Consider the following 26,038-nt stretch of genomic DNA (forward strand, 5'->3'; position numbering starts at 1 on the left):
GTGGGGTTTCGGGTGGGGCATCGTGTCGCCCGAGATCACGCAGCCGGCGCCGCCCAGGCCGATCTGGCCCACCAGCGGGTCGGTGAAGCGGGCGGCCTTGTTGGTGACCACGCCCCAGGCCAGGCCCAGGGCGCTCAAGCCTTCCAGCATGGCGGGGATGCCGTCGAATAAACGGCTTTCCACGGCCAGGGCCGCTTCGTAATTGTTCAGGAAGCCGTCTTTCAGCGCTTCGTAGCCGCTTTCGCCCGGTTGGACGCCATACGATGCGCCTATCATGCCGCGCGCGCCGGCCGAGGCCGTGGGGCGCAGGATGTCATACGGAGTCGGCGCCAGGCCGGCGCGCGCGCGCAGCAGGTTGATGGCCGCCGCCAGGTCGGGCGCGGTGTCGGCCAGGGTGCCGTCGAGGTCGAACAGGATGGCGCGCGGGGCTGGCAGATGGTCAGTGATCATGGCGGGCAAAGTGTGTCAAGTAGGAATGAAAAATGGCGGCCGCAGCCGCCTTGTATTGTGCGTGATGGTTACAGCGGCCGGGTGCAGGCCACCAGATAATTGACGCTGGTATCGCTATTAAGTGAGTAAATCTTGGTCAGCGGATTGTAGCCCATGCCGCGCATGCTGTTGACGTCCAGGCCGGCACTGCGCAGGTATTGCGACAGTTCGGCCGGGGTGATGAATTTGTCATAGTCGTGCGTGCCCTTCGGCAGCAGACGCAGCAGGTATTCGGCACCCAGGATGGCGAACAGATACGCTTTCGGGTTGCGGTTCAGGGTCGACAGGAAAACGTGGCCGCCCGGTTTCACCAGGGTGGCGCAAGCCTTGACGATGGCGGCGGGGTCCGGCACGTGCTCGAGCATTTCCATGCACGTCACGACGTCGTACTGGCCCGGCTCTTCCGCGGCCATGGCTTCGGCGGCGATCAGCTTGTAGCGTACCTTGGCACCGGATTCCAGGCTGTGCAGGTCGGCCACTTTCAATGCCTTGTCGGACAGGTCGATGCCCGTCACGTCGGCGCCCTTGCGGGCCATCGATTCGGCCAGGATGCCGCCGCCGCAGCCGATGTCGATCACGCGTTTGCCGGCCAGCGGCACTTTCGCGTTGATCCATTCCAGGCGCAGGGGATTAATTTCGTGCAGGGGACGAAACTCGGAAGTGGGGTCCCACCAGCGGTGGGCCAGCTCACTGAATTTTTGGATTTCGAGAGGGTCGGCGTTCATAGGTCGAATAATAGCGGCAATTTTACAATTGGGCAGCCACGGACGAAAAAAAACCCCGCCGTGGCGGGGTTTTTCAGCTGTTCTTGACTTGCGCGATGATTTGCGCCGAGTCGAGGGGGCAGCTATTACTTGTTGCGGGTACCAACAACTTCGATTTCCACGCGACGGTTTTTCGCACGGCCTTCGGCAGTTTTGTTATCAGCAACAGGTTGTTTTTCGCCTTTGCCTTCGGTGTACACGCGGTTGCTTTCAACGCCTTTGGTAACCAGGTAGGCTTTGACAGCATCAGCACGACGTACCGACAGTTTTTGGTTGTAAGCATCGGTGCCGACGGAGTCGGTGTGACCCACAGCGATGATGACTTCCAGGTTGATGCCGCCCAGTTGTGCGGTCAGCTCGTCCAGCTTGGCTTTGCCTTCTGGCTTCAGCGTAGCTTTGTCGAAATCGAAGAATGCATCAGCGGCGAAGCTGACTTTTTCCGAGGTAGGAGCAACGACGACTGGCACTGGCACGACTGGTGCTGGTGCTGGTGCAGGTACGACTGGCGCTGGAGGTGCTACGCATTTGCCGTCTTGCAGGGTTTCTGGCTCTACGCACAGTGGTACGTCGCAACCTGGCACTGCGTCAGCAGGTGTCCAGTAGCCGGTGCGCCAGCACAGGCCGAATGGGTCACGCACGATCACGCCGCGGGCATCTTGCACGTAAGCGCTTTTCGGGCTTGGTGCTTGGATGTCAGTGGTAACTGGCGCGAATGGTGGGGAGGTTGGGGTTTGGGCCGAAGCCGAGCCAGCAATCACTGCGGATGCAGCGAAAAACAGCGTTACAAATTTATTCATTCTTTTTTCCTTTCGGGGGGTGATATCCGCAGAACAACACTGCGCTACTGGTGCTACGTGCCAAGATTTTATCATGTAGACCATATGCGCTCGTTTCAGATTGCGAAACTAGCAATTAACTTCCCAGTCATTTTGCCACACGCATCAGGGGCGCACGACCGTGGTTAAATCAAAGCTTGCCCGATTTTAGACCGTGCGTTGTTTTTGCGCAACGAAAATGCCCATTTGTAACGCATCTGTAACAATTGATCGCTTTTCTTGCCACTTTTAAGGGCAGGTGTCTTGAACTGACATTGCCGTTGTGCATTATCGGCAGAGCAACATGCACGACCCCGGTGCAAACTGCCAATGTTGCTGGTCTGGCCAATTTGTACAGGTAGCTGGGCGCGCATGCTAAAATCGTGCGCTTGACTGTTAAGAGTGCCGGGCAAATGCCCACGGCGGCACTGCATGGCCAGCACGTACCCTTGCGGTACCCGTACTGGCCTTGCCGCCAGCCCGCCGATTTGTTTTGGCACTCTGCGACATGGAAGCCGGGCCACGCCAGCAGCGCGCGGCGCGGCGTCCACGACGACAGCCACCCAGGATATGCAGTATTGCGTCATACATTGCGTAACAGATAAGTTAACCACAGCCTGAGATCAGTCGAACCGCCAATGGATCAATTCGCAAAAGAAACAATTCCTATTTCCCTCGAAGAAGAGATGCGCAAGAGCTACCTCGATTACGCCATGAGCGTGATCGTCGGTCGCGCCTTGCCCGATGCGCGCGATGGCTTGAAGCCAGTGCACCGCCGCGTCTTGTTCGCGATGCATGAAATGAATAACGTGTGGAACCGCCCTTACGTCAAGTGCGCCCGCGTGGTCGGCGAAACCATGGGTAAATACCATCCCCACGGCGATGCCTCGATCTACGACACACTGGTACGCATGGCGCAGGATTTCTCGCTGCGCTACATGCTCGTCGATGGCCAGGGCAACTTCGGTTCCGTCGACGGCGACGGCGCCGCGGCGATGCGTTACACCGAGTGCCGCCTCGACAAGATCGCCGGCGAGCTGCTGGCTGATATCGACAAGGACACCGTCGACTTCCAGCCCAACTACGACGGCAAGGAAAAGGAACCGACGGTCTTGCCGACGCGTATCCCGAACCTGCTGATCAATGGCTCGTCCGGTATTGCCGTCGGCATGGCGACGAACATTCCGCCACACAACATCACCGAAGTCATCGACGGCGCGCTGCACGTGCTGCGCAACCCCGATTGCACGATCGATGAATTGATCGAGCTGATCCCGGCGCCGGACTTCCCGACGGCCGGCATCATCTATGGCGTGTCCGGCGTGCGCGACGGCTATCGCACGGGCCGCGGCCGCGTTGTCATGCGCGCCAAGACCCACTTCGAGGAATACGGCAAGGATGGCGGCCGCATCGCCATCATCGTCGACGAGCTGCCCTTCCAGGTCAACAAGAAATCCTTGCTGGAACGCATCGCTGAAAACGTGCGCGACAAGAAGCTCGATGGCATTTCCGACATCCGCGACGAATCCGACAAGTCGGGCATGCGCGTGGTGATCGAGCTGAAGCGGGGCGAAGTGCCGGAAGTGGTGCTGAACAACCTGTACAAGCAGACCCAGTTGCAAGACACCTTCGGCATGAACATGGTGGCCCTGGTCGATGGTCAGCCGAAGCTGCTGAACCTCAAGCAGATGCTGCAATGCTTCCTGTCGCACCGCCGCGAAGTGGTCACGCGCCGCACCGTGTTCGAACTGCGCAAGGCGCGCGAACGCGGTCACGTGCTCGAAGGCCTGGCGGTCGCGCTGGCCAACATCGATGACTTCATCGCCATCATCAAGGCCGCGCCGACGCCGCCGATCGCGAAGGTCGAGCTGATGGCCAAGGCCTGGGATTCGTCCGTCGTGCGCGAAATGCTGGCCCGTACGGGCGACGGCACGACGCCGGGCGGCGTCGATGCCTACCGTCCGGAAAACCTGCCGAAGCACTACGGCATGCAGACGGATGGCCTGTACAAGCTGTCGGACGACCAGGCGCAGGAAATTCTGCAGATGCGCCTGCAGCGCCTGACCGGCCTGGAGCAGGACAAGATCGTCAACGAGTACAAGGACGTGATGGAACATATCGCCGACTTGCTCGACATCCTGGCCAAGCCGGAACGCGTCACCGTCATCATTACCGATGAAATGACCCTGGCGAAGAACGAATACGGCGCCGGCAACAAGGACGTGCGCCGCTCGCAGATCGAGCTGAACGCGACCGACCTGGAAACGGAAGACCTGATCACGCCGCAGGACATGGTCGTGACCCTGTCGCACACCGGCTACATGAAGGCCCAGCCGATCACCGAATACCGCGCGCAGAAGCGCGGCGGCCGCGGCAAGCAGGCCATGGCGACGAAAGAGGAAGACTGGATCGACCAGCTGTTCATCGCCAACACGCACGACTACATCCTGTGCTTCTCGGATCGCGGCCGCATGTACTGGCTGAAGGTGTGGGAAGTGCCGCAAGGCTCGCGCAACTCGCGCGGCAAGCCGATCGTCAACATGTTCCCGCTGCAGGACAACGAAAAGATCACCGTGATCCTGCCGCTGTCGGGCGAGAACCGCACGTTCCCGGAAGACCATTACGTGTTCATGTCGACCAGTCTGGGCACCGTCAAGAAGACGCCGCTGAAGGACTTCAGCAATCCACGCAAGGCCGGCATCATCGCGGTCGACCTGGACGACGGCGACTTCCTGATCGGCGCGGCGCTGACGGACGGCCAGCACGACGTGATGCTGTTCTCCGATTCGGGCAAGGCAGTGCGCTTCGACGAAAACGATGTGCGTCCGATGGGCCGCACGGCGCGCGGCGTGCGCGGCATGAACCTGGAAGAAGGCCAGCACGTGATCGCCCTGCTGGTGGCCGAGAACGAGCAGCAGTCGGTGCTGACGGCCACGGAAAACGGTTACGGCAAGCGTACGCCGATCACCGAATACACGCGCCATGGCCGTGGCACCAAAGGCATGATCGCCATCCAGACCAGCGAGCGCAACGGTAAAGTGGTTGCCGCGACCCTGGTCGATGCCAGCGATGAAATCATGCTGATCACCACCGGCGGCGTCCTGATCCGCACCCGCGTGTCGGAAATCCGCGAGATGGGCCGCGCGACGCAGGGCGTGACCCTGATCGCCGTGGAAGACGGCACCAAGCTGTCCGGCCTGCAGCGCGTGGTGGAAACGGATATCGACGACGTCGAGCTGACGACGGAGGCGGGCACGGATGCCGCACCGGCAGCGGCCGAACCAGCCGATCCTGTCGACCCGGCCCAGCCGGAGTAAGATGATTGGGGCTCTTTCGGGAGCCCCAATTGCTATTGGCGCGTCTTTTCGTGGTGCTGCCAGCAGAATTTCGTAGGTCGGCTTAGCCCGTCGGGCGTAAGCCGACATGCATCCGGCAGTGCCCTTTTACCAGTCATTCAACATCCCGCATGTCATGAGAAAAATCGTCGCCACCTTCTTCGCCGCGTTTTCGCTGGCCTTCCTTGCGACCCTGCCGGCCCTGGCCCAGAGCACGCAAGCCACACCCGCGCGCCAGGCGGCGCCCAGCCCCGCCATGAAAGTGGCCGTGCGGCGCATGCTCGACGCGATGCAGTTCCCGCAACTGACGCGCAGCATCTTCGACCAGATGCTGCAATCTGTGCCCGCCATGATCCGCCAGTCGGCGCAGCAGCAAATCAACAGCAACCCGAAACTGGACGAGCAGCGCAAGGCGCGCGCGCTGGCCAGCGCCGAGGAAGAAATCCCCCTGGCCATCGCCACCCTGACGCAGGTACTGGCCGACCCGACCCTGATCGACGAGCTGGGCGACGAAATGGTGCCCCTGTATGCGCGTTTTTACACGGTGCCGGAAGTCGAGCAGCTGACGGCCTTCTACAAGACGCCGCTGGGCCGCAAGATGCTGGCCACCATGCCGCAGCTGTCGGCCGAATCGATGGCCATCAGCCAGCGCGTGCTGATCCCCCGCGTGAACGCCGTGCTTGATCAGGTCATGCGGGCGGCCACGCAATCGCCCCAATAATTTCATTTCACTAAGGACCGTATCGTGACCCATATCTACAACTTCTCCGCCGGCCCCGCCGTTCTGCCCAAGGAAGTGCTGGCGCAAGCGGCCGCCGAGATGCAGGACTGGCACGGCAGCGGCATGTCGGTGATGGAAATGAGCCACCGTGGTCCCGAATTCATCTCCATTTACAAGCAGGCCGTGGCCGACCTGCGCGAGCTGCTGGCCGTGCCCGAGAACTACAAAATCCTGTTCCTGCAGGGCGGCGGCCTGGGCGAGAACGCCATCATCCCGATGAACCTCGTGGGCCTGGCCGCGCAGCAGCCGGCCACCGTCGACTTCGTGCACACGGGCTCGTGGTCGGGCAAGTCGATCCAGGAAGCGGCCAAGTATGCCAATGTGAACGTGGCCGCGTCCTCGAAGGCTGCCCGTTTCACTGGCGTGCCGCCCGTCGCCGAATGGAAGCTGACGCCAGGCGCCGCCTACCTGCACATCTGCACCAATGAAACCATCGACGGCGTGGAGTTCCAGCAGGCGCCAAGCGTGCCGCCAGGCACCACCATCGTGGCCGACATGTCCTCGCACATTTTGTCGCGCGTGATCGACGTGTCGCAATACGGCGTGATCTTCGGCGGCGCGCAGAAAAATATCGGCCCGGCCGGCCTGACCCTGGTCATCGTGCGCGAAGACTTGCTGGGCAAGGCGCTGCCGATCTGCCCGTCGGCGTTCGACTGGACCATCGTGGCCGAACATGAGTCGATGTACAACACGCCGCCCACCTACGGCATCTATATCGCCGGCCTGGTTTTCCAGTGGCTCAAACGCCAGGGTGGCGTTGCAGCCATGGAACAGCGTAATATTGAGAAAGCGGCGCTGCTGTACGCGGCGCTCGATGCGGACGACTTCTACCAGAACCGGGTCGACCCTGCATACCGTTCGCGCATGACCATCCCGTTCTATCTGCGCGATGAAAGTCTGAACGACGCATTCCTGGCCGGCGCCAAGCAGCGCGGCCTGCTGCAACTGAAGGGCCACAAGTCCGTCGGCGGCATGCGTGCATCGATCTATAACGCGATGCCGATCGAGGGCGTGCAAGCCCTGGTCACCTATTTGAACGAGTTTGCCGGACGCTGAGTCGCTTAACCGACCGCGCCGGCCCGCCGCCGGCGCAGGCCGCGCGGCCATGATTGAAGTACAGCTGACGAAACAAACCATCCATGACCGATAAATTGAAACCGCTGCGCGAACAGATCGATGCGATCGACGCGCAAATCCTCGAACTGCTGAACCGCCGCGCGCAAATCGCCCAGCAGGTGGGCCACGTGAAGGCCGAGACGCAGGCGCCCGTATTCCGTCCCGAGCGCGAAGCGCAGGTGCTGCGCGGCGTGGCCGAGCGTAATCCCGGCCCCATGGGCAACCGCGAAGTGCAGACCATCTTCCGCGAAATCATGTCGTCCTGCCGCTCGCTGGAAAAGCGCGTGACCGTGGCCTACCTTGGCCCGGCCGGCACCTTCAGCGAGCAGGCCGTGTATCAGCAGTTCGGCAGCGCCGTCGAAGGCTTGCCGTGCGCGTCCATCGATGAAGTATTCCGTTCCGCCGAGGCGGGAACGGCGGACTTTGGCGTCGTGCCGATCGAAAATTCCTCGGAAGGCGCCGTCAACCGCACGCTCGACATGATGCTGCAGACTAGCCTCATCATCAGCGGCGAGGTGGCGATCGCGGTGCACCACAGCCTGATGACGAAGAGCGGCAACATGGATGGCGTCACGTCGATCTGCGCCCATTCGCAGGCGCTGGCGCAGTGCCAGGTCTGGCTGAACCAGAACTACCCGCATATCGAGCGCCGCGCCGTGGCCTCGAATGCCGAGGCGGCCCGCATGGCCGGCGAAGACGGCACGGTGGCGGCGATTGCCAGCGAACTGGCCGGCGCGCAGTACAAGCTGGGCGTGGTCAAGGGCCATATCCAGGACGACCCGCATAACCGCACGCGCTTTGCCGTCGTGGGCACCTTGCAGACGGCGCCGTCGGGCAAGGACCAGACCTCGCTGGTGCTGGCCGTGCCGAACAAGGCGGGCGCCGTGTACCAGCTGCTGGCGCCCCTGGCCAGGCACGGCGTGTCGATGACGCGCTTCGAGTCGCGCCCGGCGCGCATGGGCAGCTGGGAGTATTATTTCTATGTCGACGTGGAGGGCCACGTGCACGATGCGGCCGTCGCCCAGGCGCTGGCCGAGCTGCAGAGCAATGCGGCGTTTTTCAAGGTGCTGGGGTCGTATCCGGTCAGTTTGTGACTTCGTTGACTGGTGTCGGATTACGCTGCGCTAATCCGACCTACGGTAAGCTGTAGGTTGGGTTAGCGCAGCGTAACCCAACAAACAACCACGGTAAGCCGTAGCTTGGGTTAGCGCAGCGTAACCCAACAACAGCCACCAGCCTAATCATTCACCAACTTTTAAAGAACACCATGTCTAAAAATATCGGTCCAGAATACGTCCGCGCCATCGCCCCTTATCAGAGCGGCAAACCGATCGCGGAAGTTGCGCGCGAATTCGGCCTCGACGAGGCAGCCATCGTCAAGCTGGCGTCGAATGAAAACCCGTACGGCATGCCGGAATCGGCGAAGCAGGCGATGATCGCCGCCATCGATGACCTGGGCCGCTACCCGGACGCCAACGGCTTCGACTTGAAAGCCGTGCTGTCCAAGCGCTACGACGTGCCTGCCGACTGGATCACCCTGGGCAACGGCAGCAATGACATCCTGGAAATCGCCGCGCACGCCTTCGTGCAGCATGGCCAATCCGTCGTCTACTCGCAGTACTCGTTTGCCGTGTACGCGCTGGCCACGCAAGGCCTGGGTGCGCGCCACATCGTCGTGCCGGCGCAAGCCTACGGCCATGACCTCGACGCGATGGCTGCGGCGATTGCCGACGACACGCGTCTGGTCTTCATCGCCAACCCGAACAACCCGACCGGCACCTTCCTGTCGGCCGCGCAGCTCGAAGCCTTCCTGCAGAAAGTGCCGGCGCATGTCGTCGTCGTGCTCGACGAAGCCTACAACGAATTCCTGTCGGCCGACGACCAGTACGAGTCGACGGCCTGGGTGCGCCAGTATCCGAACCTGGTGGTGTCGCGCACCTTGTCGAAGGCGTATGGCCTGGCCGGCCTGCGCATCGGCTTTGCCATCGCCCAGCCGGTGCTGACGGACCTGATGAACCGCATCCGCCAGCCGTTCAACGTCAACTCGCTGGCGCAGGCCGCCGCGATTGCCGCCCTGAACGACAAGGCATTCCTCGAGCAAAGCGCGCGCAACAACGCGGCCGGCTACCAGCAGTTCACGGAGGCGTTCGACGCCCTGGGCCTGGAATACGTGCCGTCGCACGGCAATTTCGTGCTGGTGAAGGTGGGCGACGATGACGAGGCGGGCGCGCGCGTCAACCTGGCATTGCTCAAGCAGGGCGTGATCGTGCGTCCGGTCGGCAGCTATGGCTTGCCGCAATGGCTGCGCATTTCCATCGGCCTGCCGCAGGAAAACGCCATCCTCATCGCCGCGCTGACGAAAGCGCTGGCCTGACGATATGATGACGCCTGCACTGAACAAGGTAGTCATCTTTGGCGTGGGCCTGATTGGCGGTTCGTTCGCGCGCGCCTTGAAACATGTGGGCGCGGTCGGCACGGTGGTCGGCATGGGCCGCTCGCCGGCCTCGATGGCGCGCGCGCTCGAACTGGGCATCATCGACGAGATCGGCGGCGACATGGCTGCTGCCTTGCTTGGCGCCGACCTGGTGCTGGTCGCCGCGCCCGTGGCGCAGACGGGCGCCATCCTGGCGTCCATCGCGCCGCACCTGCAGCCCGGCACCATCGTCACCGACGCGGGCAGCACGAAAAGCGACGTGGTGGCGGCCGCGCGCGTGGCCCTGGGGGGCAAGGTGGCGCAATTCGTGCCCGGCCACCCGATCGCGGGACGCGAGACGAACGGCCCCGATGCGGCCATCGTCGATCTGTATCAAGGCAAGAAAGTGGTGCTCACGCCGCTGGCGGAAAATAGCGCCGCCGATGTGGAGCGGGTGGCGGCCGCGTGGCGCGCCTGTGGCGCCATCCTGCACACCTTGAGCCCCGAAGAACATGACAAGGTGTTTGCCGCCGTCAGCCACCTGCCGCATCTGCTGGCCTTTGCGCTGGTCGACGACATCGCCAAGAAACCGCACGCGGGCCTGCTGTTCCAATACGCGGCCAGCGGCTTTCGCGACTTTACGCGCATCGCCGGCTCATCGCCGGAAATGTGGCGCGACATCAGCCTGGCCAACCAGCCGGCGCTGCTGCATGAACTGGACGCCTACCTGGCGCAGTTGACGACCTTGCGCGCCCATCTGGCCGCGCACGACGGCGCCGCCATCGAGGGCGTGTATGCGAACGCCCAGCACGCGCGCCAGCAATGGATCGAGGCGATCGAAACGGCGGAAATACCGGCCGCGCCCCCACGATAAATACTCAAGGATTCCAGCATGACCCAGACCAAGCACTATCCCCACCATATCGATCTGAAGCCGGTGATGCACGCCGAAGGCACGGTGCGCTTGCCCGGCTCGAAAAGCATTTCCAACCGCGTGCTGCTGCTGGCCGCGCTGGCCAAGGGCACGACGAAGATCATCGACCTGCTCGCCTCCGACGACACCTTCGTCATGCTGACTGCCCTGACGTCGCTGGGCGTCAAATGGACGCAGGATGAATTGACGGGCGACCCGGCCACGGCCCACCAGGTGCACCACGTGGAAGGCTGCGGCGGCGTGTTCCCGCACCACGAGGCGGACCTGTTCATGGGGAACGCCGGCACGGCGATCCGCCCGCTGACGGCGGCGCTGGCCGTGATCGGCGGCGACTACACCTTGCACGGCGTGTCGCGCATGCACGAGCGCCCGATCGGCGACCTGGTCGACGCGCTGAACGCCGTCGGCACGCAGATCGAGTACACGGGCGAGCAGGGCTTCCCGCCGCTGCGCATCCGCCGCGGCCACATCCACGCGCAACGCATCGCCGTGCGCGGCAACGTGTCGAGCCAGTTCCTGACGGCCCTGCTGATGGTGGCGCCGCTGATGGCGCGCGACCATGCGATCACCATCGATGTCACGGGCGAGCTGATCTCGAAGCCGTATATCGAGATCACCCTGAACCTGATGCGCCGCTTCGGCGTGACCGTCGAGCATGACGGCTGGCAGTCGTTCACCGTGCAGCCGGGCCAGCACTATCAAAGCCCGGGCACGATCCACGTGGAAGGCGACGCCTCGTCGGCCTCGTATTTCCTGGCGGCCGGCGCCATCGGCGGCGGTCCCGTGCGCGTGGAAGGCGTGGGGCGCGACAGCATCCAGGGCGACGTGCGTTTCGTCGAAGCCTTGCAGCAGATGGGCGCGACCATCACCATGGGCGAGAACTGGATCGAGGCGCGTTCGAACGGCGTGCTGAAAGCCGTCGACATGGACTTTAACCATATTCCCGACGCGGCCATGACGATCGCCGTGGCGGCCCTGTACGCGGACGGTACCTCGACCTTGCGCAATATCGCCAGCTGGCGGGTGAAGGAAACGGACCGCCTGGCCGCCATGGCGACGGAATTGCGCAAACTCGGCGCCGAAGTGGAAGAGGGCGCCGATTACCTGCGCGTGACCCCGCCGGCCGAAATCCAGGCAGCGACCATCGACACGTATGACGACCACCGCATGGCCATGTGCTTCTCGCTCGCTTCGCTGGACGGCGCCGCGCGCCGCGGCAACGAGATGCGCATCAACGACCCGAAATGCGTGGCCAAGACCTTCCCCGAGTATTTCGCCGCCTTCGCGGGGATTGCCAAAGATACTCTTATTTAACCGAAATCCGGGGTCAGACCCTCTCCACCCGCAACGCCAGTTCAGGCGTTGACGCAAGCGGGGGTCTGACCCCAGCCCTTTTGGGTTTAGTTTTTTTAAAGTGACAAAATAATGCCAACATCCACCATCCCAGTCATCGCCATCGACGGCCCCACCGCTTCCGGCAAGGGCACGGTGGCGCACCGCGTGGCCGACAAGCTGGGCTTTCATTACCTGGACTCGGGCGCGCTGTACCGCCTGACGGCCTTGAGCGCGCTGCGCCGCGGCACGGACTTGCGCGACGAGCACGCGCTGGCCAAGCTGGCCGAGCACTTGCCTTGCCACTTCGCCAATGGCGAGATCCTGCTGGCGCAGGAAAATGTCACCGAGCAGATCCGTGCCGAAGAGGTGGGCAATACGGCGTCGAAAATTGCCGTATTGCCAACTGTGCGCCATGCTCTGGTCAGCTTGCAGCTGGGTTTTCGCAAGACGCCGGGCCTCGTGGCCGACGGGCGCGACATGGGCACGGTGATCTTCCCGCATGCCCAATTGAAGGTCTTCCTCACGGCCAGCGTCGAGGCGCGCGCGCAACGGCGCTACAAGCAATTGATAGACAAGGGTTTTTCTGCTAATATGGAAGACCTTCTGATGGATTTGCAGGCGCGGGACGAACGTGATACTCACCGTGCGATTGCGCCGCTGGTCCCCGCGGAAGGGGCGCATGTCCTCGATACGTCGGCAATGACGGCAGATGATGCCGTTGAAACCGTGTTGAAATGGTATGCAGCTGCAGCAAAATAGTGTGATTTCTATGCTATGTGGTGCCCGTTGACGGCTCCTGGCCTGTCCGGGTGTGTCAAAAACCTAACCCAGTTTAAGTCGCATCGTGCGATCTCTGCTGGATAACCTGTGTGAACCCTATGTCTACTGTTACAACTAACGAATCTACCGGTATGGAAAGTTTTGCTGCGCTCTTCGAGGAATCGTTGTCGCGTCAAGATATGCGCTCCGGCGAAGTTATTTCCGCTGAAGTCGTGCGCCTCGACCACAATTTCGTGATCGTGAACGCTGGCCTCAAATCCGAAGCATTCATCCCTGTCGAAGAATTCAAGAACGACCACGGCGAACTGGAAGTCAAAGTTGGTGACTTCGTTTCCGTGGCGATCGAATCGCTGGAAAACGGTTTCGGCGATACCATCCTGTCGCGCGATAAAGCCAAGCGTCTGGCTTCGTGGCTGGCTCTGGAAAAAGCGATGGAATCGGGCGAAATCGTCGTCGGTACCGTCAATGGTAAAGTCAAAGGCGGTCTGACCGTGTTGACCAACGGCATCCGCGCATTCCTGCCGGGCTCGCTGGTTGATACCCGTCCTGTCAAAGACACCACCCCATTCGAAGGCAAAACCCTCGAATTCAAAGTGATCAAGCTCGATCGCAAGCGTAACAACGTGGTTCTGTCCCGCCGCGCCGTCATCGAAGCTTCGATGGGCGAAGAGCGTCAGAAACTGATGGAAACGCTGAAAGAAGGCACGGTCGTGACCGGCGTCGTCAAAAATATCACCGACTACGGCGCGTTCGTGGATCTGGGCGGTATCGATGGCCTGCTGCACATCACCGACCTGGCATGGCGCCGTGTACGTCACCCGTCGGAAGTACTGACGGTTGGCCAGGAAATCACCGCCAAAGTCCTGAAATACGATCAAGAGAAAAACCGTGTTTCGCTGGGCGTGAAACAACTGGGCGACGATCCTTGGACCGGTCTGTCCCGTCGTTACCCACAAAGCACCCGTCTGTTCGGTAAAGTAACGAACCTGACCGACTACGGCGCGTTCGTTGAAGTGGAACAGGGTATCGAAGGTCTGGTACACGTTTCCGAAATGGACTGGACGAACAAAAACGTTGCTCCTAATAAAGTTGTCCAACTGGGCGACGAAGTAGAAGTGATGGTTCTGGAAATCGACGAAGAGCGTCGTCGTATTTCGCTGGGCATGAAACAGTGCAAAGCCAATCCATGGGACGACTTCGGCGTTACCCATAAGAAAGGTGACAAAGTCCGCGGCGCGATCAAATCGATCACCGACTTCGGCGTGTTCATCGGCCTGGCCGGCAACATCGACGGTCTGGTGCACCTGTCCGACCTGTCCTGGACCGAAACCGGCGAAGAAGCCGTGCGTCGCTTCAAGAAAGGTGATGAACTGGAAGCCATCGTTCTGGCCATCGACGTTGAGCGCGAGCGCGTTTCCCTGGGCGTCAAGCAACTGGAAGGTGACCCATTCAACAACTTCGCAGCCATGAACGACAAAGGCTCGCTGGTCACCGGTACCGTTAAATCGGTTGAGCCTAAAGGCGCCGTGATCCAACTGTCCGAAGAAGTTGAAGGCTACCTGCGCGCTTCCGAAATCTCGCGCGACCGCGTTGAAGATGCTGGTACGCACCTGAAAGTCGGCGACACCGTCGAAGCGATGGTGTTGAACATCGACCGCAAAGCCCGTGGTATCCAACTGTCGATCAAAGCGAAAGACAACGTGGAAACCCAGGAAGCCATGCAGAAGATGGCAGCTACCGACAACAACGCAGCTTCGGGCACCACCAGCCTGGGCGCCTTGTTGAAAGCTAAGTTCGATAACAAGAACTAAGACTGCGGATACGGCAGATGACAAAGTCCGAGCTGATCAACCGCCTCGCTGAGCGTTATTCTCAGCTGGTGGCGAAGGATGCGGAGTATGCCGTCAAGACCATTCTCGATGCGATGACCAACGCCCTGGCGACCGGTCAGCGTATCGAGATCCGCGGTTTTGGCAGTTTTGCCCTGAACAGCAGGCCCCCGCGCATCGGCCGCAACCCGAAATCCGGCGACAAGGTGATGGTTCCTGAAAAACGGGTACCCCACTTCAAACCGGGCAAACAGTTGCGCGAGCGGGTGGACGCGATGGTCGGGCAACCGATCATCGAGGATTAATCGTCTGCTGGAAGGCGACATAAAGAGCGGCGTCCTTGGATGCCGCTTTTTTTTGTTAATATGCTGTAGAGCACTGCTCAAACCTACTGCGCGTCGCGCTTTGCGGCCGGCGATGCTCACCGTACTTCAGTACGGTTGCGCTTCTCGGCCACAAATCGCTGCCGCTCGCTACGGTTTGATCAGCACTCTACGTTTGTGCCATGTGGTACGGGCATTTTTTTGTTCACTCTGGACCTATCGATGAAAATCATCTCCACCATCGTTGGCTGTGTTCTTTTCGTCCTGTTCTTCAGTTTTGCGCTGAAGAATGCGCAGGTTGTCGACCTGCATGTTTTCCTCAATTATGAAATTCGCGGCCCCCTGGTCCTGATGCTGCTGGGCTTTTTTGTCGCCGGCGCCAGCCTGGGCGTACTGGCGCTGACGCCGACCGTGTTCCGTCACCGCCGCGAAGCGAACAAGCAAAAGACCACCATTGCTGCGCTGCAGACCGTTGGCGTGGCCAGCAATGTCCAGCCGCAACCGGACAGCGTGAGCGCGCAGTAAGCGGCGCCGTCGCTCCTATCTCTCTTACTCGAATAAAAACAATCGCATGGATTTTGAACTCTGGTGGCTCTTGGGTATCCCGATGTTTTTCGCGCTGGGCTGGATCGCCGCGCGCGTGGACATTCATCAACTGGTGTCGGAATCGCGCAGCCTGCCGCGCAATTACTTCAAGGGCTTGAATTTCCTGCTCAACGAGCAGCATGACAAGGCCATCGACGCCTTCATCGAAGTCGTCAAGCTGGACCCGGAATCGGCCGATATGCACTTTGCGCTGGGCAACCTGTTCCGCCGCCGCGGCGAAACGGAGCGCGCCATCCGCGTGCACCAGAACTTGCTGGCCCGTCCGGACTTGCCGCTGGAACAGCAGGGCCACGCCGCCTACGAACTGGGCATGGATTACCTGAAAGCAGGTCTGCTGGACCGCGCCGAAGAAACCTTCAACAGCCTGGTCGACACGCAATATGCGGCCCAGGCGCGCCGCGCGCTGCTGGAAATCTACCAGCGCGAAAAGGAATGGCCACGCGCCATCGAAGCGGCCGTGGGCTTGCAGGAATCGGGCGCCGGCGCGCGCCAGAAGGAAATCGCCCAGTTCTATTGCGAACTGGCGCATGACGCCCTCGTGCACATGAAGCCGGACGACGCCATGCCGCTGCTGGAAAAAGCCTTGCAGACGGACCGCAAGAGCGTGCGCGCCACCATCCTGACGGGCGACGTGCTGCTGGCGCGCGGCGATGTGGAAGGCGCGCTGACCACCTGGCGCCGCGTGGAACAGCAAAGCGTGCCGCACGTGGCCCTGGTCGCGCAGCGCCTGATGGATGGCTACACCAAGCTGGGCCGTGCACAGGAAGGCGTCAACCTGCTGCGTTCCTACCTGGAAGAGGCATCGTCGATCGACCTGATCGAAGTCGTCTTCAAGGCCGTTATCGAGCTCGACGGCGTGGAAGCGGCGAAGCAGCTGGTCAGCGCCGAGCTGCGCCGCACGCCGACCCTGCTGGGCCTCGACAAACTGCTGGAAGCGCGCATGATGGACGCCCCGGCCGCCATCTGGTCCGAGCTGTCGATGGTGAAAAACCTCGTGCACGGCTACACGCAGAAGCTGGCCCGCTACCAGTGCAGCCATTGCGGCTTCAAGGCACGCCAGTTCTATTGGCACTGCCCTGGCTGCAACAAGTGGGAAACGTATCCACCGCGCCGCACAGAAGAACTTAACGTCATGAACTGATTCGTACACGTCACCTTGCCCTGAGCAATGTGGCGTGTACTTCTATGTAAGACCTGCTTTTTATCCATACGGTACATCCATGAAAATCACTATTATCGGCACCGGCTATGTTGGCCTCGTGACCGGCGCCTGCCTGGCGGAGCTGGGCAACGACGTCTTTTGCCTCGACCTGGACGCACAGAAGGTAGCCTTGCTCAACAGCGGCGGCATCCCCATCCATGAACCGGGCCTGGAAGAAGTCGTGGCGCGCAACCGCGCCGCCGGACGCATGACCTTTTCCACCGACGTCGAAGCGGCCGCCGCGCACGGCGCGATGCAATTCATCGCCGTCGGCACGCCGCCCGATGAAGACGGCTCGGCCGACCTGCAATATGTGCTGGCCGCCGCGCGCGGCATCGGCAAGTACATGACGGACTTCAAGGTCATCGTCGACAAGTCGACCGTGCCCGTCGGCACGGCCGAAAAAGTGCGCGCCGCCATCCAGGGCGAACTCGACGCGCGCGGCGTGGCCGCCACGTTCTCGGTGGCATCGAATCCGGAATTCCTCAAGGAAGGCGCGGCCGTCGAAGACTTCATGCGCCCCGACCGCATCGTCATCGGCGTCGACGCCACGCCGGAAGGCGAACGCGCGCGCGAATTGCTGAAAAGCCTGTACGCGCCGTTCAACCGCAACCACGAACGCACTTACTGGATGGATGTACGCTCGGCCGAATTCACGAAATATGCGGCCAACGCCATGCTGGCCACGCGCATCTCGTTCATGAATGAACTGGCGAACCTGGCCGACAAGGTGGGCGTCGATATCGAAGCCGTGCGCCACGGCATCGGTTCCGACCCGCGCATCGGCCACAGCTTCCTGTATGCGGGCTGCGGCTATGGCGGTTCCTGCTTCCCGAAAGACGTGCAGGCGCTCGAGCGCACGGCACGCGGCCACGGCCAGGAATTGCTGATCCTGCGCGCCGTCGAAGCCGTCAACGACCAGCAGAAACAGGTGCTGGGACGCAAAGTGGTCACTCGCTTCGGCGAAGATCTGACGGGCCGGCATTTCGCCGTGTGGGGCCTGGCCTTCAAGCCGAATACGGACGACATGCGCGAAGCATCGGCCCGCGTGCTGCTGGCCGACTTGCTGGGACGCGGCGCCACGGTGGCCGTGTACGACCCCGTCGCCATGGCCGAGGCGCGCCGCGTGCTGCAACTGGACTTGACGCCGGAGCAATTGGCCAGGGTGCGCTTTGCCGACAGCCCGAAGGATGCGCTGCAGGACGCCGATGCGCTGGTCATCGTGACCGAGTGGAAAGCCTTCCGCAGCCCCGACTTCGAGCAGGTCAAGACGCGTCTGAAGCAGGCCGTGATCTTTGACGGACGCAATCTGTTCGAGCCGGCCGTCATGGCCGAGAACGGTATCGAATACCACGGGATCGGTCGCTCGATCCTGACGCGCGCATGAGCGCCCAGGAGGTAGTCGCCTTGACGGCGCCGGCCGCGCTGGCCCAGGTACGCCTGCTGGTGGTGGGCGATGTGATGCTGGACCGCTATTGGTTCGGCGATGTCAGCCGTATTTCGCCGGAAGCGCCGGTGCCCATCGTGCGTATCGAGAAGCGCGAAGAGCGCCTGGGCGGCGCGGCCAACGTGGCGCGCAACGCGGCCGCGCTGGGAGCGAAGACGAGCTTGCTGGGCGTGGTGGGCGACGACGAGGCCGGCAGCCAGGTCGAGCGCCTGCTCGAAGGCGGCGGCATCCACAGCTATCTGCAGCGCGATGCGGCCATTTCCACCATCATCAAGCTGCGCGTGATCGGCCGCCAGCAGCAGATGCTGCGCATCGACTTCGAGGATGCACCGAGTGATACCGTGCTGCGCGACAAGCTCAAGCAATTCAATGCCCTCTTGCCGCACTACGACGTGGTGATCCTGTCGGACTACGCCAAGGGCAGCCTGGTGAACGTGGCCGAGATGATCAAGGCGGCCCGGGCGGCCGGCAAGATCGTCATGGTCGACCCGAAAGGCGATGATTTCAGCCGCTATACGGGAGCGTCAGTGCTCACTCCGAACAAGTCGGAACTGCGCCGCGTGATCGGCAACTGGAGCACGGAAGAGCAGCTCACGGAACGCGCGCAGCAGATGCGCGCGCAGCTGGGCCTGGACGCCTTGCTGCTGACCCGTTCCGAAGAGGGCATGAGCTTGTACACGGCCGACGAGGTGCTGCACATGCCCACCGATGCGCGCGAAGTGTTCGACGTCTCGGGCGCCGGCGACACGGTGATCGCCACCATGGCGGCCATGCTGGGCGCCGGCATGGGCCTGGGCGACGCCGTGCGCACGGCCAACCGGGCCGGCGGCATCGTCGTCGGCAAGCTGGGCACGGCCACCGTCACCCGCGACGAGCTGTTCTCCCAATAACCATGCTGTACCACCTGCGCCGGAGCGTTTGATCTGGCGCAGGTTTTCCCATCCTTCCGCCGTCCCGTCTTGTCAACCGTATCACGTCCCAGCCGTTAAAGCCGTTAAGGCGCTGCTCTTCCCTTGCGTTCGAGTCATCTTGAAACCACACCACGGAGAGATACCCATGTTCAAAAAAATACTGCTGGCCATCGCCACCTTGATCGCGACGATGGGCTTTGCCTTTGCCCAGGTCGATGTCAACAAGGCGGACCAGGCGGCACTCGACAGCGTCAAGGGCATCGGCCCCGTCACGTCGAAAGCCATCATCGACGAGCGTGCCAAAGGCGGCGCCTTCAAGGATTGGGCCGATTTTGAAAGCCGCGTGAAGGGCATCGGTCCGAAAAGTTCCGTGAAGTTGTCGGAAGCGGGCTTGCAAGTGAATGGCCAGGCCAAGTCCGGCGCGCCGGCGGCACCCGCTCCGGCGGCGAAAGCTACCCCGGCAAAAAAGGAAGCTGCTGTGAAGGAAGTTGCAGCGAAAGAAGCCGCACCGAAGCCAGCTGCTGCGACCGACACCGCTGCGGCGCCAGCCAAGACAGCCGCTGAAGCGAAAAAAGAAGCTGCTGCCGCGAAGAAAGAAGCCAAGGCTGCCGCCGCTGCCGCCAAGAAAGAAGCTGCCGCCGCGCCTGCCGCTGCAGCGGCCGATGCCGCTCCCATGAAAACGGCTGCCGAAGCGAAGAAGGAAGCTGCCGCTGCCAAGAAAGAAGCGAAGGCTGCTGCCGCTGCCGCGAAGAAAGAAGCGAAACTGGCTGCCGCCGAGGCGAAGAAAGCGGAAGCCGAGAAAAAATAAGCGTTTTGTCGTAAAGCGTGTTGCGTGGTGGTGCCGCGCAGCACGAGAAGAAAACCCCGCGTGGTACCGGCCGCGCGGGGTTTTTTTATACACCTACAGCTGCGATTCGATCGGCAGCCAGCGCATCACGGACACCAGCAGGCGGCGCCAGAAGCCGGACTCCGGATCGTGCGTCCACACTTTGGCGGGCTGCTCGGTGGCGTCGGACCAGCGCAGGGCGCCGTTGTCGAGGAACAATCGATAGCTGGTGTCGCTCGCCGTCGAATGCAGGAACAGCGCGCGCATGTCGGCCGCCAGCGCGGCATCGTCGAACAGCACGCCCATTTCCGTATTCAGCTGGGCCGAGCGGGGATCGAGGTTGAAGGAACCGACGAAGCCCCGCTGGCCATCGACCACCACGGCCTTGGTATGCAGGCTGGCGCGGCTCGACCCCATCAGGCTGATGCGCTTGCGGTGCTGGGTCTTCAATTCGAACAGGGCGACGCCGCCACCCAACAGCGCCTGGCGGTAGCGCGCATAGCCCGCATGCACGAGGGCCACGTCGGTGGCGGCCAGCGAGTTGGTCAGCACCTGGACCTGGACGCCGGCCGCGATCTTGTCGGCCAGCATCGTGCTCAGCGCCGCGCCGGGCACGAAGTAGGGCGAGGTCAGCAGCGCTTCCTCGCGCGCGTCCGTCAGCAGCGGCAGCAGGCTGTGCATGAGCCAGTGCTCGCTGCGCTGCAAACTGGCCACGGGCGCGGCTTTTTCCGGCGGGTCCGACAGCACCTGCACTTGCCCGCTCCAGTGCAGGCGCAGCCGGCCATCAAGGTGGGCCTGCAGCTGGCCCGCATCGGTCAGCTGCTGGAGGTAGGGGGAAGCGCCCACTTCGCCCGTGAGCGTATCGAGGCGCGCACGCACAGCCTGCAGTTCCGGCGCGCCCGCGTCCTTGCCGGCGTGCAAGGCGCGTATGGGGAGGACGGCGCGGCTGTTCCAGAAGCGGTCGAAGATGTCGCTCGTCTGCTGCACGGCGGGTCCCACCAGCAGCAAGTCGGCATCCTGGAAATTGACTTGCTCGGCGGCATCAAAATATTCATCGCCGATATTGCGCCCGCCGACGAGGGCCACCCTGCCGTCGACGATCCAGGCCTTGTTGTGCATGCGCCGGTTCAGGCTGACGGCGCGCAAGGCCATTTCCACGGCGCGCCACCAGATGCCGTCGCGGTTGCGGCTTGGATTGAAGATGCGCACGTCGATCAGCGGATGGCTGTCGAGCGCGAGGATGGCGGCGTCCTGGCCGCGTGCGTTAATGTCGTCGAGCAGCACGCGCACGCGCACGCCGCGGTCAGCCGCGCGCAGCAGTTCGCGCACCAGCAGGCGTCCCGTGACGTCGTTATGCCAGATGTAGTATTGCAGGTCGATGCTGCGGCCCGCTTCGCGCGCGCTCAGGGCGCGCAGGGCAAACGCTTCCAGGTTGTCGTCGATCAGGGCCGTGCCGCTGTGGCCCGGGCGTTGCGCCAGCTGCGGCGCCAGCACGCGGTCGAGCAGGGTGGCATCCGTCGCCACGGGCAAGGCCGTTCCCGGCGCGCCCAGCGAACGTTCGGCGAAGCGCCCGTAGCTGTACAGGGCAGCGATGCTGAGCACGGCAAACAAGGTGGCCAGCAGCAGCAATTTGACGAGCATGCGGCGCACCGTCAGCGGACCGCGCGCATGCTGCGGCGTGCGGGATGGAGGGCGGTCTGGCGCATGCGTGCCTTTCGTGAACGGGGGAGTGGCCGATTGTAGCAGTTTCTACAATGCACGATTTTCGACCTGGAACATCCTTGCCTGCCGTCAAAAATGCGAGAATGGCCAGCTCAATCAATCATCGGGAGACGGCGGCATGGCAGGGATTGTGACGGCAATGACGGCAATGACGGCAGCCATGCTGTCGGCGAGTGTGGCGGCTGCGCCGGGCGCCGAACCGGCGCAGCAGCAGATACGGCAAGTGGTGGCCGACATCTCGCCGCAGCGCATCGAGGCGCATGTGCGCAAGCTGGTCAGTTTCGGGACGCGCCACACCATGTCCGATACCGTGTCCGACACGCGCGGCATCGGCGCGGCCCGGCGCTGGATCAAGGCGGAGCTGGAGCGCTGCGGCGCGCAGGCGGGCGGACGACTGCAGGTGGCGTTCGACAGCCATGTGGCGCCCGTGTCGAAACGCATTGCGCGGCCGACGGAAATCGTCAACGTGGTGGCGACCTTGCCGGGCAGCCAGCCGCAGTCGGCCGGGCGCATCTATGTCGTCAGCGGCCATTATGACTCGCGCGCCACCGACGTGATGGATGCGCAGGGCGACGCGCCCGGGGCCAACGATGACGCCTCGGGCACGGCGGCCGTCATTGAAATGGCTTGCGCGATGGCGCGCCACCAGTTCGACGCCACGCTCGTCTTCATGGCCGTGGCGGCCGAGGAACAGGGTTTGTTGGGTTCCGGCCACTGGGCGCAGCAGGCAAAGTTGAACAAGCTCAACATCGCCGGCATGCTCAATAACGACATCATCGGCAGTTCGCGCGCGGAAGACGGCACCGTCGATGGCGGCCAGGTGCGCCTGTTTGCCGAGGGTATCCCGGCCGTGAAGGAGATGAGCGACGGCGTGCGTGCCCTGGTGGCGACGGGCGGCGAAAACGATTCGCTCTCGCGCCAGCTGGCGCGCCATGTGAAACAGGTGGGCGAGCGCTACGTTCCCGGTTTCAAGGTCAACGTCATCCAGCGCGCCGACCGCTACCTGCGCGGCGGCGACCATATGCCGTTCCTGGCGCAAGGCTACGCGGCGCTGCGCTTTACGGAACCGCACGAGGATTTTGCTCACCAGCACCAGGATGTGCGCGTGGAAAATGGCGTGCAGTACGGCGACCTGCCGCAATTCGTCGATGACGAGTATGTGGCGAAAGTGGCGCGCGTGAATGCGGCGGCGCTCGCGTCACTGGCCCTGGCGCCGGCCGCGCCCGCCGGCGTGCAGGTGCGCACGGCCCAGCTGGAAAACGCCACTGCACTGGTCTGGCAGCCGAACACGGAACCGGACCTGGCCGGTTACCGCATCGTGTGGCGCGCCACGACGGCCGACCAGTGGCAGGGCGCGCAGGATGTGGGCAAGGTCACCGAGGCCAAGGTCAAGCTATCGAAAGACAGCTATTTCTTTGGCGTCCAGGCCATCGACAACGACGGCAATGTCAGCGTGGCCACCTATCCCATGCCCTTGCGCTAGGCGCTGTTGACAGGCAAGCGGGCAAGGAAACCGTGAATCTGGGAAACGACGGCCGCGCCTTCGCCCACGGCGGCAGCGACGCGCTTGGTGGAACCGGCGCGCACGTCGCCGATGGCGAACACGCCCGCCACGCTCGTTTCCAGCGCGGCCCGTTCCGGCAAGTCCGGAGGCGGGTAGGCTAAATGCGCGCCGTGGCCATGGGCGCGGCATTCGGCGCGCGTGACGTCGAAGCCCGTGCGGATAAAACCCTGCTCGTCGACGGCCACGGCGCAGTCGTGCAGCCAGTCCGTGTTCGGATCGGCGCCCACGAACAGGAATACACGGCGCACGGCGCAATCGCACTCCTTGCCCGTCTGGTTGTTGCGCCAGCGCACCTCCGTCAAGCCGTCGTCGTCGCCTTCGAGGGCGATGATTTCCGTGTGCGTGTGCAAGGTGATATTGGGCGTGGCGGCGATGCGCTCGATCAAATAGCTCGACATGCTGGCCGCCAGTCCCTCGCCGCGGATCACCATGTGGACCTTTGCGGCGTGGCTTGAGAGAAACACGGCGGCCTGGCCGGCCGAGTTGCCGCCGCCCACCAGGATGATTTCTTCCTGCCGGCACAGCTTGGCTTCGATGGGCGAGGCCCAGTAATACACGCCCCGTCCCTCATACGTTTTCAGGTTGGCCAGCGAGGGACGGCGATAGCGCGCGCCGCACGACAGCACCACCGTGCGGGCGCGCACCTGGGTGCCGTCGCACAGCTTGACGCGCAGCGGCCAGCTGTCGCACAGCAAGTTGGCGGCGCTGGCCGGGGTGGCGATCTCGACGCCGAACTTTTGCGCCTGCACGTAGGCGCGTCCTGCCAGTGCGCGGCCGGAAATGCCGGTGGGAAAGCCCAAATAATTTTCGATGCGCGCGCTGGCGCCCGCCTGGCCGCCGTACGCGCGCTGCTCGAGCGCCAGCACCGATAGCCCTTCCGAGGCCGCATACACGGCCGTGGCCAGGCCGGCGGGACCGGCGCCCACCACCAGCACGTCGAAGAGTTTGTCGCCGGACAAATCGGGCAGCATGCCCAGGCAGCGTCCCAGTTCCGCATTGCCGGGATTCTTCATGATCTTGCCGTCCGGACAGACCACCAGCGGCCATTCCTGCGGCGTGGGCTGGTAGCGCTGGGCCAGCGTGGCGGCCGCCGCATCGGTGGCCGGATCGAGCACCGTGTGCGGATGGCCATTGCTCGATAAAAAGCTTTGCAGATGGAACAGATTACCATTGCCGCGCGGGCCCACCAGCACGGGCCCACCCGAATTCGATTCGATCAGCGCCACGCGGCGCAGGATCAGGGCGCGCACGATGCGTTCGCCCATCTCCGCCTCGGCCACGATCAGCGCGCGCAGGGATTCCGAACTGATGTCGAGCAATTCCACCTCGCCCACGGCGCTGCCGTTGACGAGGGTGGGGCGGCCGGACAATTGCGCCACCTCGGCAATGAAGTGGCCGACGCCCACTTCGCGCAGCACGGACGCCTGCCCCAGCACTTCGTGGCGCGTGATGCTGACCCGCCCGGACAGTATCACCAGCATGCCGAAGCTGCTGCTGCCCGCCTCGAACAGCGTTTCGCCATCGGCAAAGCGCCGCCGCGTGCCGTAGCGCTGCAAGCGCTGCAGTTCGAGCGCATTGAAGACGGGCGAGATCTGGTGGCTGCGGCCCTGCAAGTCGAGGGTGGCGAGCTGGACGGGATCGTCCTGCGTCGTTTCGGGAATGAATTCGGGTGTGCTGCTGGCCATGGCGGGTCCGTTCGGAGGCTGAATAAGCAAATAACAAAAATAACTAACAGTGACGAGTCTAGCGCATGCGGCGCGCGCCTGCCGCAATACCCTTTGCGCACGCCCGGAAATGGCGGGGCGGCAGGCGCCATGCGGCGCGTCGCGGTGCAGCCGCATGCATACGCGGGCCCGGAAGCGGCCGCCGATCAGCGATACGCCGTCCAGCATCTCATATTAGAATGGGTCTTTGTTGAATCTACTCAAACAGACACGATGGCTTACAAGACACTTGAAGATACGATAGGCAATACCCCGCTGGTGCAACTGACGCGCTTGCCGGGTGCCGATGCGCTCGCGCGCAACAACGTCATCCTGGGCAAGCTGGAAGGCAACAATCCGGCCGGCTCCGTGAAGGACCGCGCGGCCATGTCCATGCTCAAGCGCGCTGAAGAGCGCGGCGTCATCAAGCCGGGCGATACCCTGATCGAGGCGACCAGCGGCAATACGGGCATCGCGCTGGCCATGGCCGCTGCCTTGCGCGGTTACAAGATGCTGTTGCTGATGCCCGACAATCTGAGCGTGGAGCGCCGCCAGAGCATGGCCGCCTACGGCGCCGACATTTTATTGACGCCGAAGACGGGCGGCATGGAATATGCGCGCGACCTGGCCGAGCAGATGCAGAAGGACGGCCGCGGCGTGATCCTCGACCAGTTTGCCAACGAAGACAATTCGCGCGCCCACTATGAAAGCACGGGGCCGGAAATCTGGCGCGATACCAATGGCCAGGTCACGCATTTCGTCAGCGCCATGGGCACGACGGGCACCATCATGGGCGTGTCGCGCTATTTGAAGGAGCAAAATCCCGCCATCCAGATCATCGGTGCCCAGCCCGAGGACGGTTCGCAGATTCCCGGCATCCGCAAGTGGCCGGAAGCGTACTTGCCGAAAATTTACGACAAATCGCGCGTCGACCAGGTGGAATACGTGAGCCAGGGCGTGGCCGAGCGCATGGCGCGCAGCCTGGCGGCGGAAGAGGGCTTGTTCTGCGGCATCTCGGCAGCCGGCGCGTGCGAAATCGCGCTGCGCATCTCGCAAACGGTGGAAAACGCGACCATCGTGTTCGTCGTCTGCGACCGTGGCGACAGATATCTGTCCACAGGTGTTTTCCCTGCGTAACGGGGAA

At 62.9% G+C, this 26,038-nt stretch carries 22 protein-coding genes; 17 read left to right on the top strand and 5 right to left on the bottom strand.

The features are described 5' to 3' along the window. The 3 genes from JAB8_RS11165 to ompA all read right to left on the bottom strand — a co-directional run. Nucleotides 1–450 (bottom strand): HAD hydrolase-like protein (locus JAB8_RS11165; protein WP_175445187.1); only part of this gene is annotated, 450 nt, incomplete at its 3' end. A gap of 68 nt (nucleotides 451–518) precedes the next feature. After that, nucleotides 519–1,214 (bottom strand): bifunctional 2-polyprenyl-6-hydroxyphenol methylase/3-demethylubiquinol 3-O-methyltransferase UbiG, encoded by a 696-nt coding sequence (gene ubiG / locus JAB8_RS11170; protein WP_070219394.1) that lies wholly within the window; start codon nucleotides 1,212–1,214, stop codon nucleotides 519–521. A gap of 125 nt (nucleotides 1,215–1,339) precedes the next feature. Further along, nucleotides 1,340–2,050 (bottom strand): outer membrane protein OmpA, encoded by a 711-nt coding sequence (gene ompA, locus JAB8_RS11175; protein ID WP_070219395.1) that lies wholly within the window; start codon nucleotides 2,048–2,050, stop codon nucleotides 1,340–1,342. 656 nt (nucleotides 2,051–2,706) lie between these two features. Between ompA and gyrA the strand changes: the two genes are divergently transcribed. From gyrA to JAB8_RS11250, 15 genes are all read left to right on the top strand, one after another. Beyond that, nucleotides 2,707–5,385 carry a DNA gyrase subunit A gene (gene gyrA / locus JAB8_RS11180; protein ID WP_070289556.1) on the top strand — a complete coding sequence of 893 codons (2,679 nt, stop codon included), beginning with the start codon at nucleotides 2,707–2,709 and terminating at the stop codon, nucleotides 5,383–5,385. Between the two features lie 154 nt (nucleotides 5,386–5,539). Next, entirely contained in the window at nucleotides 5,540–6,124 is a 585-nt protein-coding gene (locus JAB8_RS11185; RefSeq protein ID WP_070219422.1) for a DUF2059 domain-containing protein, read from the top strand. A gap of 24 nt (nucleotides 6,125–6,148) precedes the next feature. Then, a complete protein-coding gene (gene serC, locus JAB8_RS11190; protein ID WP_070289557.1) occupies nucleotides 6,149–7,240 on the top strand; it encodes a 3-phosphoserine/phosphohydroxythreonine transaminase in 1,092 nt (363 codons plus the stop codon). Between the two features lie 83 nt (nucleotides 7,241–7,323). Then, complete coding sequence (gene pheA, locus JAB8_RS11195) at nucleotides 7,324–8,394, top strand: prephenate dehydratase (protein WP_070289558.1); 1,071 nt, start codon at nucleotides 7,324–7,326, stop codon at nucleotides 8,392–8,394. A 173-nt stretch (nucleotides 8,395–8,567) separates the two neighbouring features. Beyond that, entirely contained in the window at nucleotides 8,568–9,674 is a 1,107-nt protein-coding gene (hisC, locus tag JAB8_RS11200) for a histidinol-phosphate transaminase (RefSeq protein WP_070219398.1), read from the top strand. Between the two features lie 4 nt (nucleotides 9,675–9,678). Next, entirely contained in the window at nucleotides 9,679–10,587 is a 909-nt protein-coding gene (locus JAB8_RS11205; protein ID WP_070289559.1) for a prephenate dehydrogenase/arogenate dehydrogenase family protein, read from the top strand. Between the two features lie 18 nt (nucleotides 10,588–10,605). Then, on the top strand, nucleotides 10,606–11,961 hold the full coding sequence (gene aroA / locus JAB8_RS11210) for a 3-phosphoshikimate 1-carboxyvinyltransferase (protein WP_070289560.1): 1,356 nt from the start codon (nucleotides 10,606–10,608) through the stop codon (nucleotides 11,959–11,961). Between the two features lie 111 nt (nucleotides 11,962–12,072). After that, nucleotides 12,073–12,741: a (d)CMP kinase gene (gene cmk, locus JAB8_RS11215; protein ID WP_070219400.1), complete on the top strand. Its 669-nt coding sequence runs from the start codon at nucleotides 12,073–12,075 to the stop codon at nucleotides 12,739–12,741. Nucleotides 12,742–12,860: 119 nt separating this feature from the next. Next, nucleotides 12,861–14,573: a 30S ribosomal protein S1 gene (gene rpsA, locus JAB8_RS11220; protein WP_071650172.1), complete on the top strand. Its 1,713-nt coding sequence runs from the start codon at nucleotides 12,861–12,863 to the stop codon at nucleotides 14,571–14,573. A gap of 17 nt (nucleotides 14,574–14,590) precedes the next feature. Then, nucleotides 14,591–14,896, top strand: coding sequence for an integration host factor subunit beta (locus JAB8_RS11225; RefSeq protein WP_008446215.1), 306 nt, complete (start codon nucleotides 14,591–14,593; stop codon nucleotides 14,894–14,896). Between the two features lie 240 nt (nucleotides 14,897–15,136). Then, a complete protein-coding gene (locus tag JAB8_RS11230) occupies nucleotides 15,137–15,439 on the top strand; it encodes a LapA family protein (RefSeq protein ID WP_029496228.1) in 303 nt (100 codons plus the stop codon). 46 nt (nucleotides 15,440–15,485) lie between these two features. Next, nucleotides 15,486–16,661, top strand: coding sequence for a lipopolysaccharide assembly protein LapB (gene lapB, locus JAB8_RS11235; protein WP_070219401.1), 1,176 nt, complete (start codon nucleotides 15,486–15,488; stop codon nucleotides 16,659–16,661). A 79-nt stretch (nucleotides 16,662–16,740) separates the two neighbouring features. Continuing rightward, nucleotides 16,741–18,108, top strand: a complete 1,368-nt coding sequence (locus JAB8_RS11240; RefSeq protein WP_070289561.1) for a UDP-glucose/GDP-mannose dehydrogenase family protein — start codon at nucleotides 16,741–16,743, stop codon at nucleotides 18,106–18,108. Further along, entirely contained in the window at nucleotides 18,105–19,058 is a 954-nt protein-coding gene (gene rfaE1 / locus JAB8_RS11245; protein WP_070219403.1) for a D-glycero-beta-D-manno-heptose-7-phosphate kinase, read from the top strand. The genes JAB8_RS11240 and rfaE1 overlap by 4 nt, the downstream gene beginning before the upstream one ends. A gap of 166 nt (nucleotides 19,059–19,224) precedes the next feature. Continuing rightward, complete coding sequence (locus JAB8_RS11250; protein ID WP_070289562.1) at nucleotides 19,225–19,887, top strand: helix-hairpin-helix domain-containing protein; 663 nt, start codon at nucleotides 19,225–19,227, stop codon at nucleotides 19,885–19,887. Between the two features lie 93 nt (nucleotides 19,888–19,980). Here JAB8_RS11250 and JAB8_RS11255 read toward each other — a convergent pair whose 3' ends face one another. Beyond that, nucleotides 19,981–21,546, bottom strand: coding sequence for a phospholipase D family protein (locus JAB8_RS11255; protein ID WP_070289563.1), 1,566 nt, complete (start codon nucleotides 21,544–21,546; stop codon nucleotides 19,981–19,983). Nucleotides 21,547–21,745: 199 nt separating this feature from the next. Between JAB8_RS11255 and JAB8_RS11260 the strand changes: the two genes are divergently transcribed. Next, nucleotides 21,746–23,110 carry a M20/M25/M40 family metallo-hydrolase gene (locus JAB8_RS11260; protein ID WP_070289564.1) on the top strand — a complete coding sequence of 455 codons (1,365 nt, stop codon included), beginning with the start codon at nucleotides 21,746–21,748 and terminating at the stop codon, nucleotides 23,108–23,110. Here JAB8_RS11260 and JAB8_RS11265 read toward each other — a convergent pair. Beyond that, entirely contained in the window at nucleotides 23,107–24,876 is a 1,770-nt protein-coding gene (locus JAB8_RS11265; RefSeq protein ID WP_070289565.1) for an FAD-dependent oxidoreductase, read from the bottom strand. The two genes, JAB8_RS11260 and JAB8_RS11265, sit on opposite strands and share 4 nt — an antisense overlap. Before the next feature lie 252 nt (nucleotides 24,877–25,128). Here JAB8_RS11265 and cysM point away from each other — a divergent pair, with 252 nt between their 5' ends. After that, on the top strand, nucleotides 25,129–26,031 hold the full coding sequence (gene cysM / locus JAB8_RS11270; protein WP_070289566.1) for a cysteine synthase CysM: 903 nt from the start codon (nucleotides 25,129–25,131) through the stop codon (nucleotides 26,029–26,031). Nucleotides 26,032–26,038 lie beyond the last annotated feature (7 nt).

Source organism: Janthinobacterium sp. HH106, from assembly GCF_001758725.1.
In the GTDB taxonomy this organism is placed as follows: domain Bacteria; phylum Pseudomonadota; class Gammaproteobacteria; order Burkholderiales; family Burkholderiaceae_D; genus Janthinobacterium.

Excerpts from the sequence above, each read along its gene's own strand:
- ubiG (WP_070219394.1), bottom strand. The coding sequence starts at position 1,214 with ATGAACGCCGACCCTCTCGAAATCCAAAAATTCAGTGAGCTGGCCCAC.
- ompA (WP_070219395.1), bottom strand. The coding sequence starts at position 2,050 with ATGAATAAATTTGTAACGCTGTTTTTCGCTGCATCCGCAGTGATTGCT.
- gyrA (WP_070289556.1), top strand. The coding sequence starts at position 2,707 with ATGGATCAATTCGCAAAAGAAACAATTCCTATTTCCCTCGAAGAAGAG.
- JAB8_RS11185 (WP_070219422.1), top strand. The coding sequence starts at position 5,540 with ATGAGAAAAATCGTCGCCACCTTCTTCGCCGCGTTTTCGCTGGCCTTC.
- pheA (WP_070289558.1), top strand. The coding sequence starts at position 7,324 with ATGACCGATAAATTGAAACCGCTGCGCGAACAGATCGATGCGATCGAC.
- hisC (WP_070219398.1), top strand. The coding sequence starts at position 8,568 with ATGTCTAAAAATATCGGTCCAGAATACGTCCGCGCCATCGCCCCTTAT.
- JAB8_RS11205 (WP_070289559.1), top strand. The coding sequence starts at position 9,679 with ATGATGACGCCTGCACTGAACAAGGTAGTCATCTTTGGCGTGGGCCTG.
- aroA (WP_070289560.1), top strand. The coding sequence starts at position 10,606 with ATGACCCAGACCAAGCACTATCCCCACCATATCGATCTGAAGCCGGTG.
- cmk (WP_070219400.1), top strand. The coding sequence starts at position 12,073 with ATGCCAACATCCACCATCCCAGTCATCGCCATCGACGGCCCCACCGCT.
- rpsA (WP_071650172.1), top strand. The coding sequence starts at position 12,861 with ATGTCTACTGTTACAACTAACGAATCTACCGGTATGGAAAGTTTTGCT.
- JAB8_RS11225 (WP_008446215.1), top strand. The coding sequence starts at position 14,591 with ATGACAAAGTCCGAGCTGATCAACCGCCTCGCTGAGCGTTATTCTCAG.
- JAB8_RS11230 (WP_029496228.1), top strand. The coding sequence starts at position 15,137 with ATGAAAATCATCTCCACCATCGTTGGCTGTGTTCTTTTCGTCCTGTTC.
- lapB (WP_070219401.1), top strand. The coding sequence starts at position 15,486 with ATGGATTTTGAACTCTGGTGGCTCTTGGGTATCCCGATGTTTTTCGCG.
- JAB8_RS11240 (WP_070289561.1), top strand. The coding sequence starts at position 16,741 with ATGAAAATCACTATTATCGGCACCGGCTATGTTGGCCTCGTGACCGGC.
- rfaE1 (WP_070219403.1), top strand. The coding sequence starts at position 18,105 with ATGAGCGCCCAGGAGGTAGTCGCCTTGACGGCGCCGGCCGCGCTGGCC.
- JAB8_RS11250 (WP_070289562.1), top strand. The coding sequence starts at position 19,225 with ATGTTCAAAAAAATACTGCTGGCCATCGCCACCTTGATCGCGACGATG.
- JAB8_RS11255 (WP_070289563.1), bottom strand. The coding sequence starts at position 21,546 with ATGCTCGTCAAATTGCTGCTGCTGGCCACCTTGTTTGCCGTGCTCAGC.
- JAB8_RS11260 (WP_070289564.1), top strand. The coding sequence starts at position 21,746 with ATGGCAGGGATTGTGACGGCAATGACGGCAATGACGGCAGCCATGCTG.
- JAB8_RS11265 (WP_070289565.1), bottom strand. The coding sequence starts at position 24,876 with ATGGCCAGCAGCACACCCGAATTCATTCCCGAAACGACGCAGGACGAT.
- cysM (WP_070289566.1), top strand. The coding sequence starts at position 25,129 with ATGGCTTACAAGACACTTGAAGATACGATAGGCAATACCCCGCTGGTG.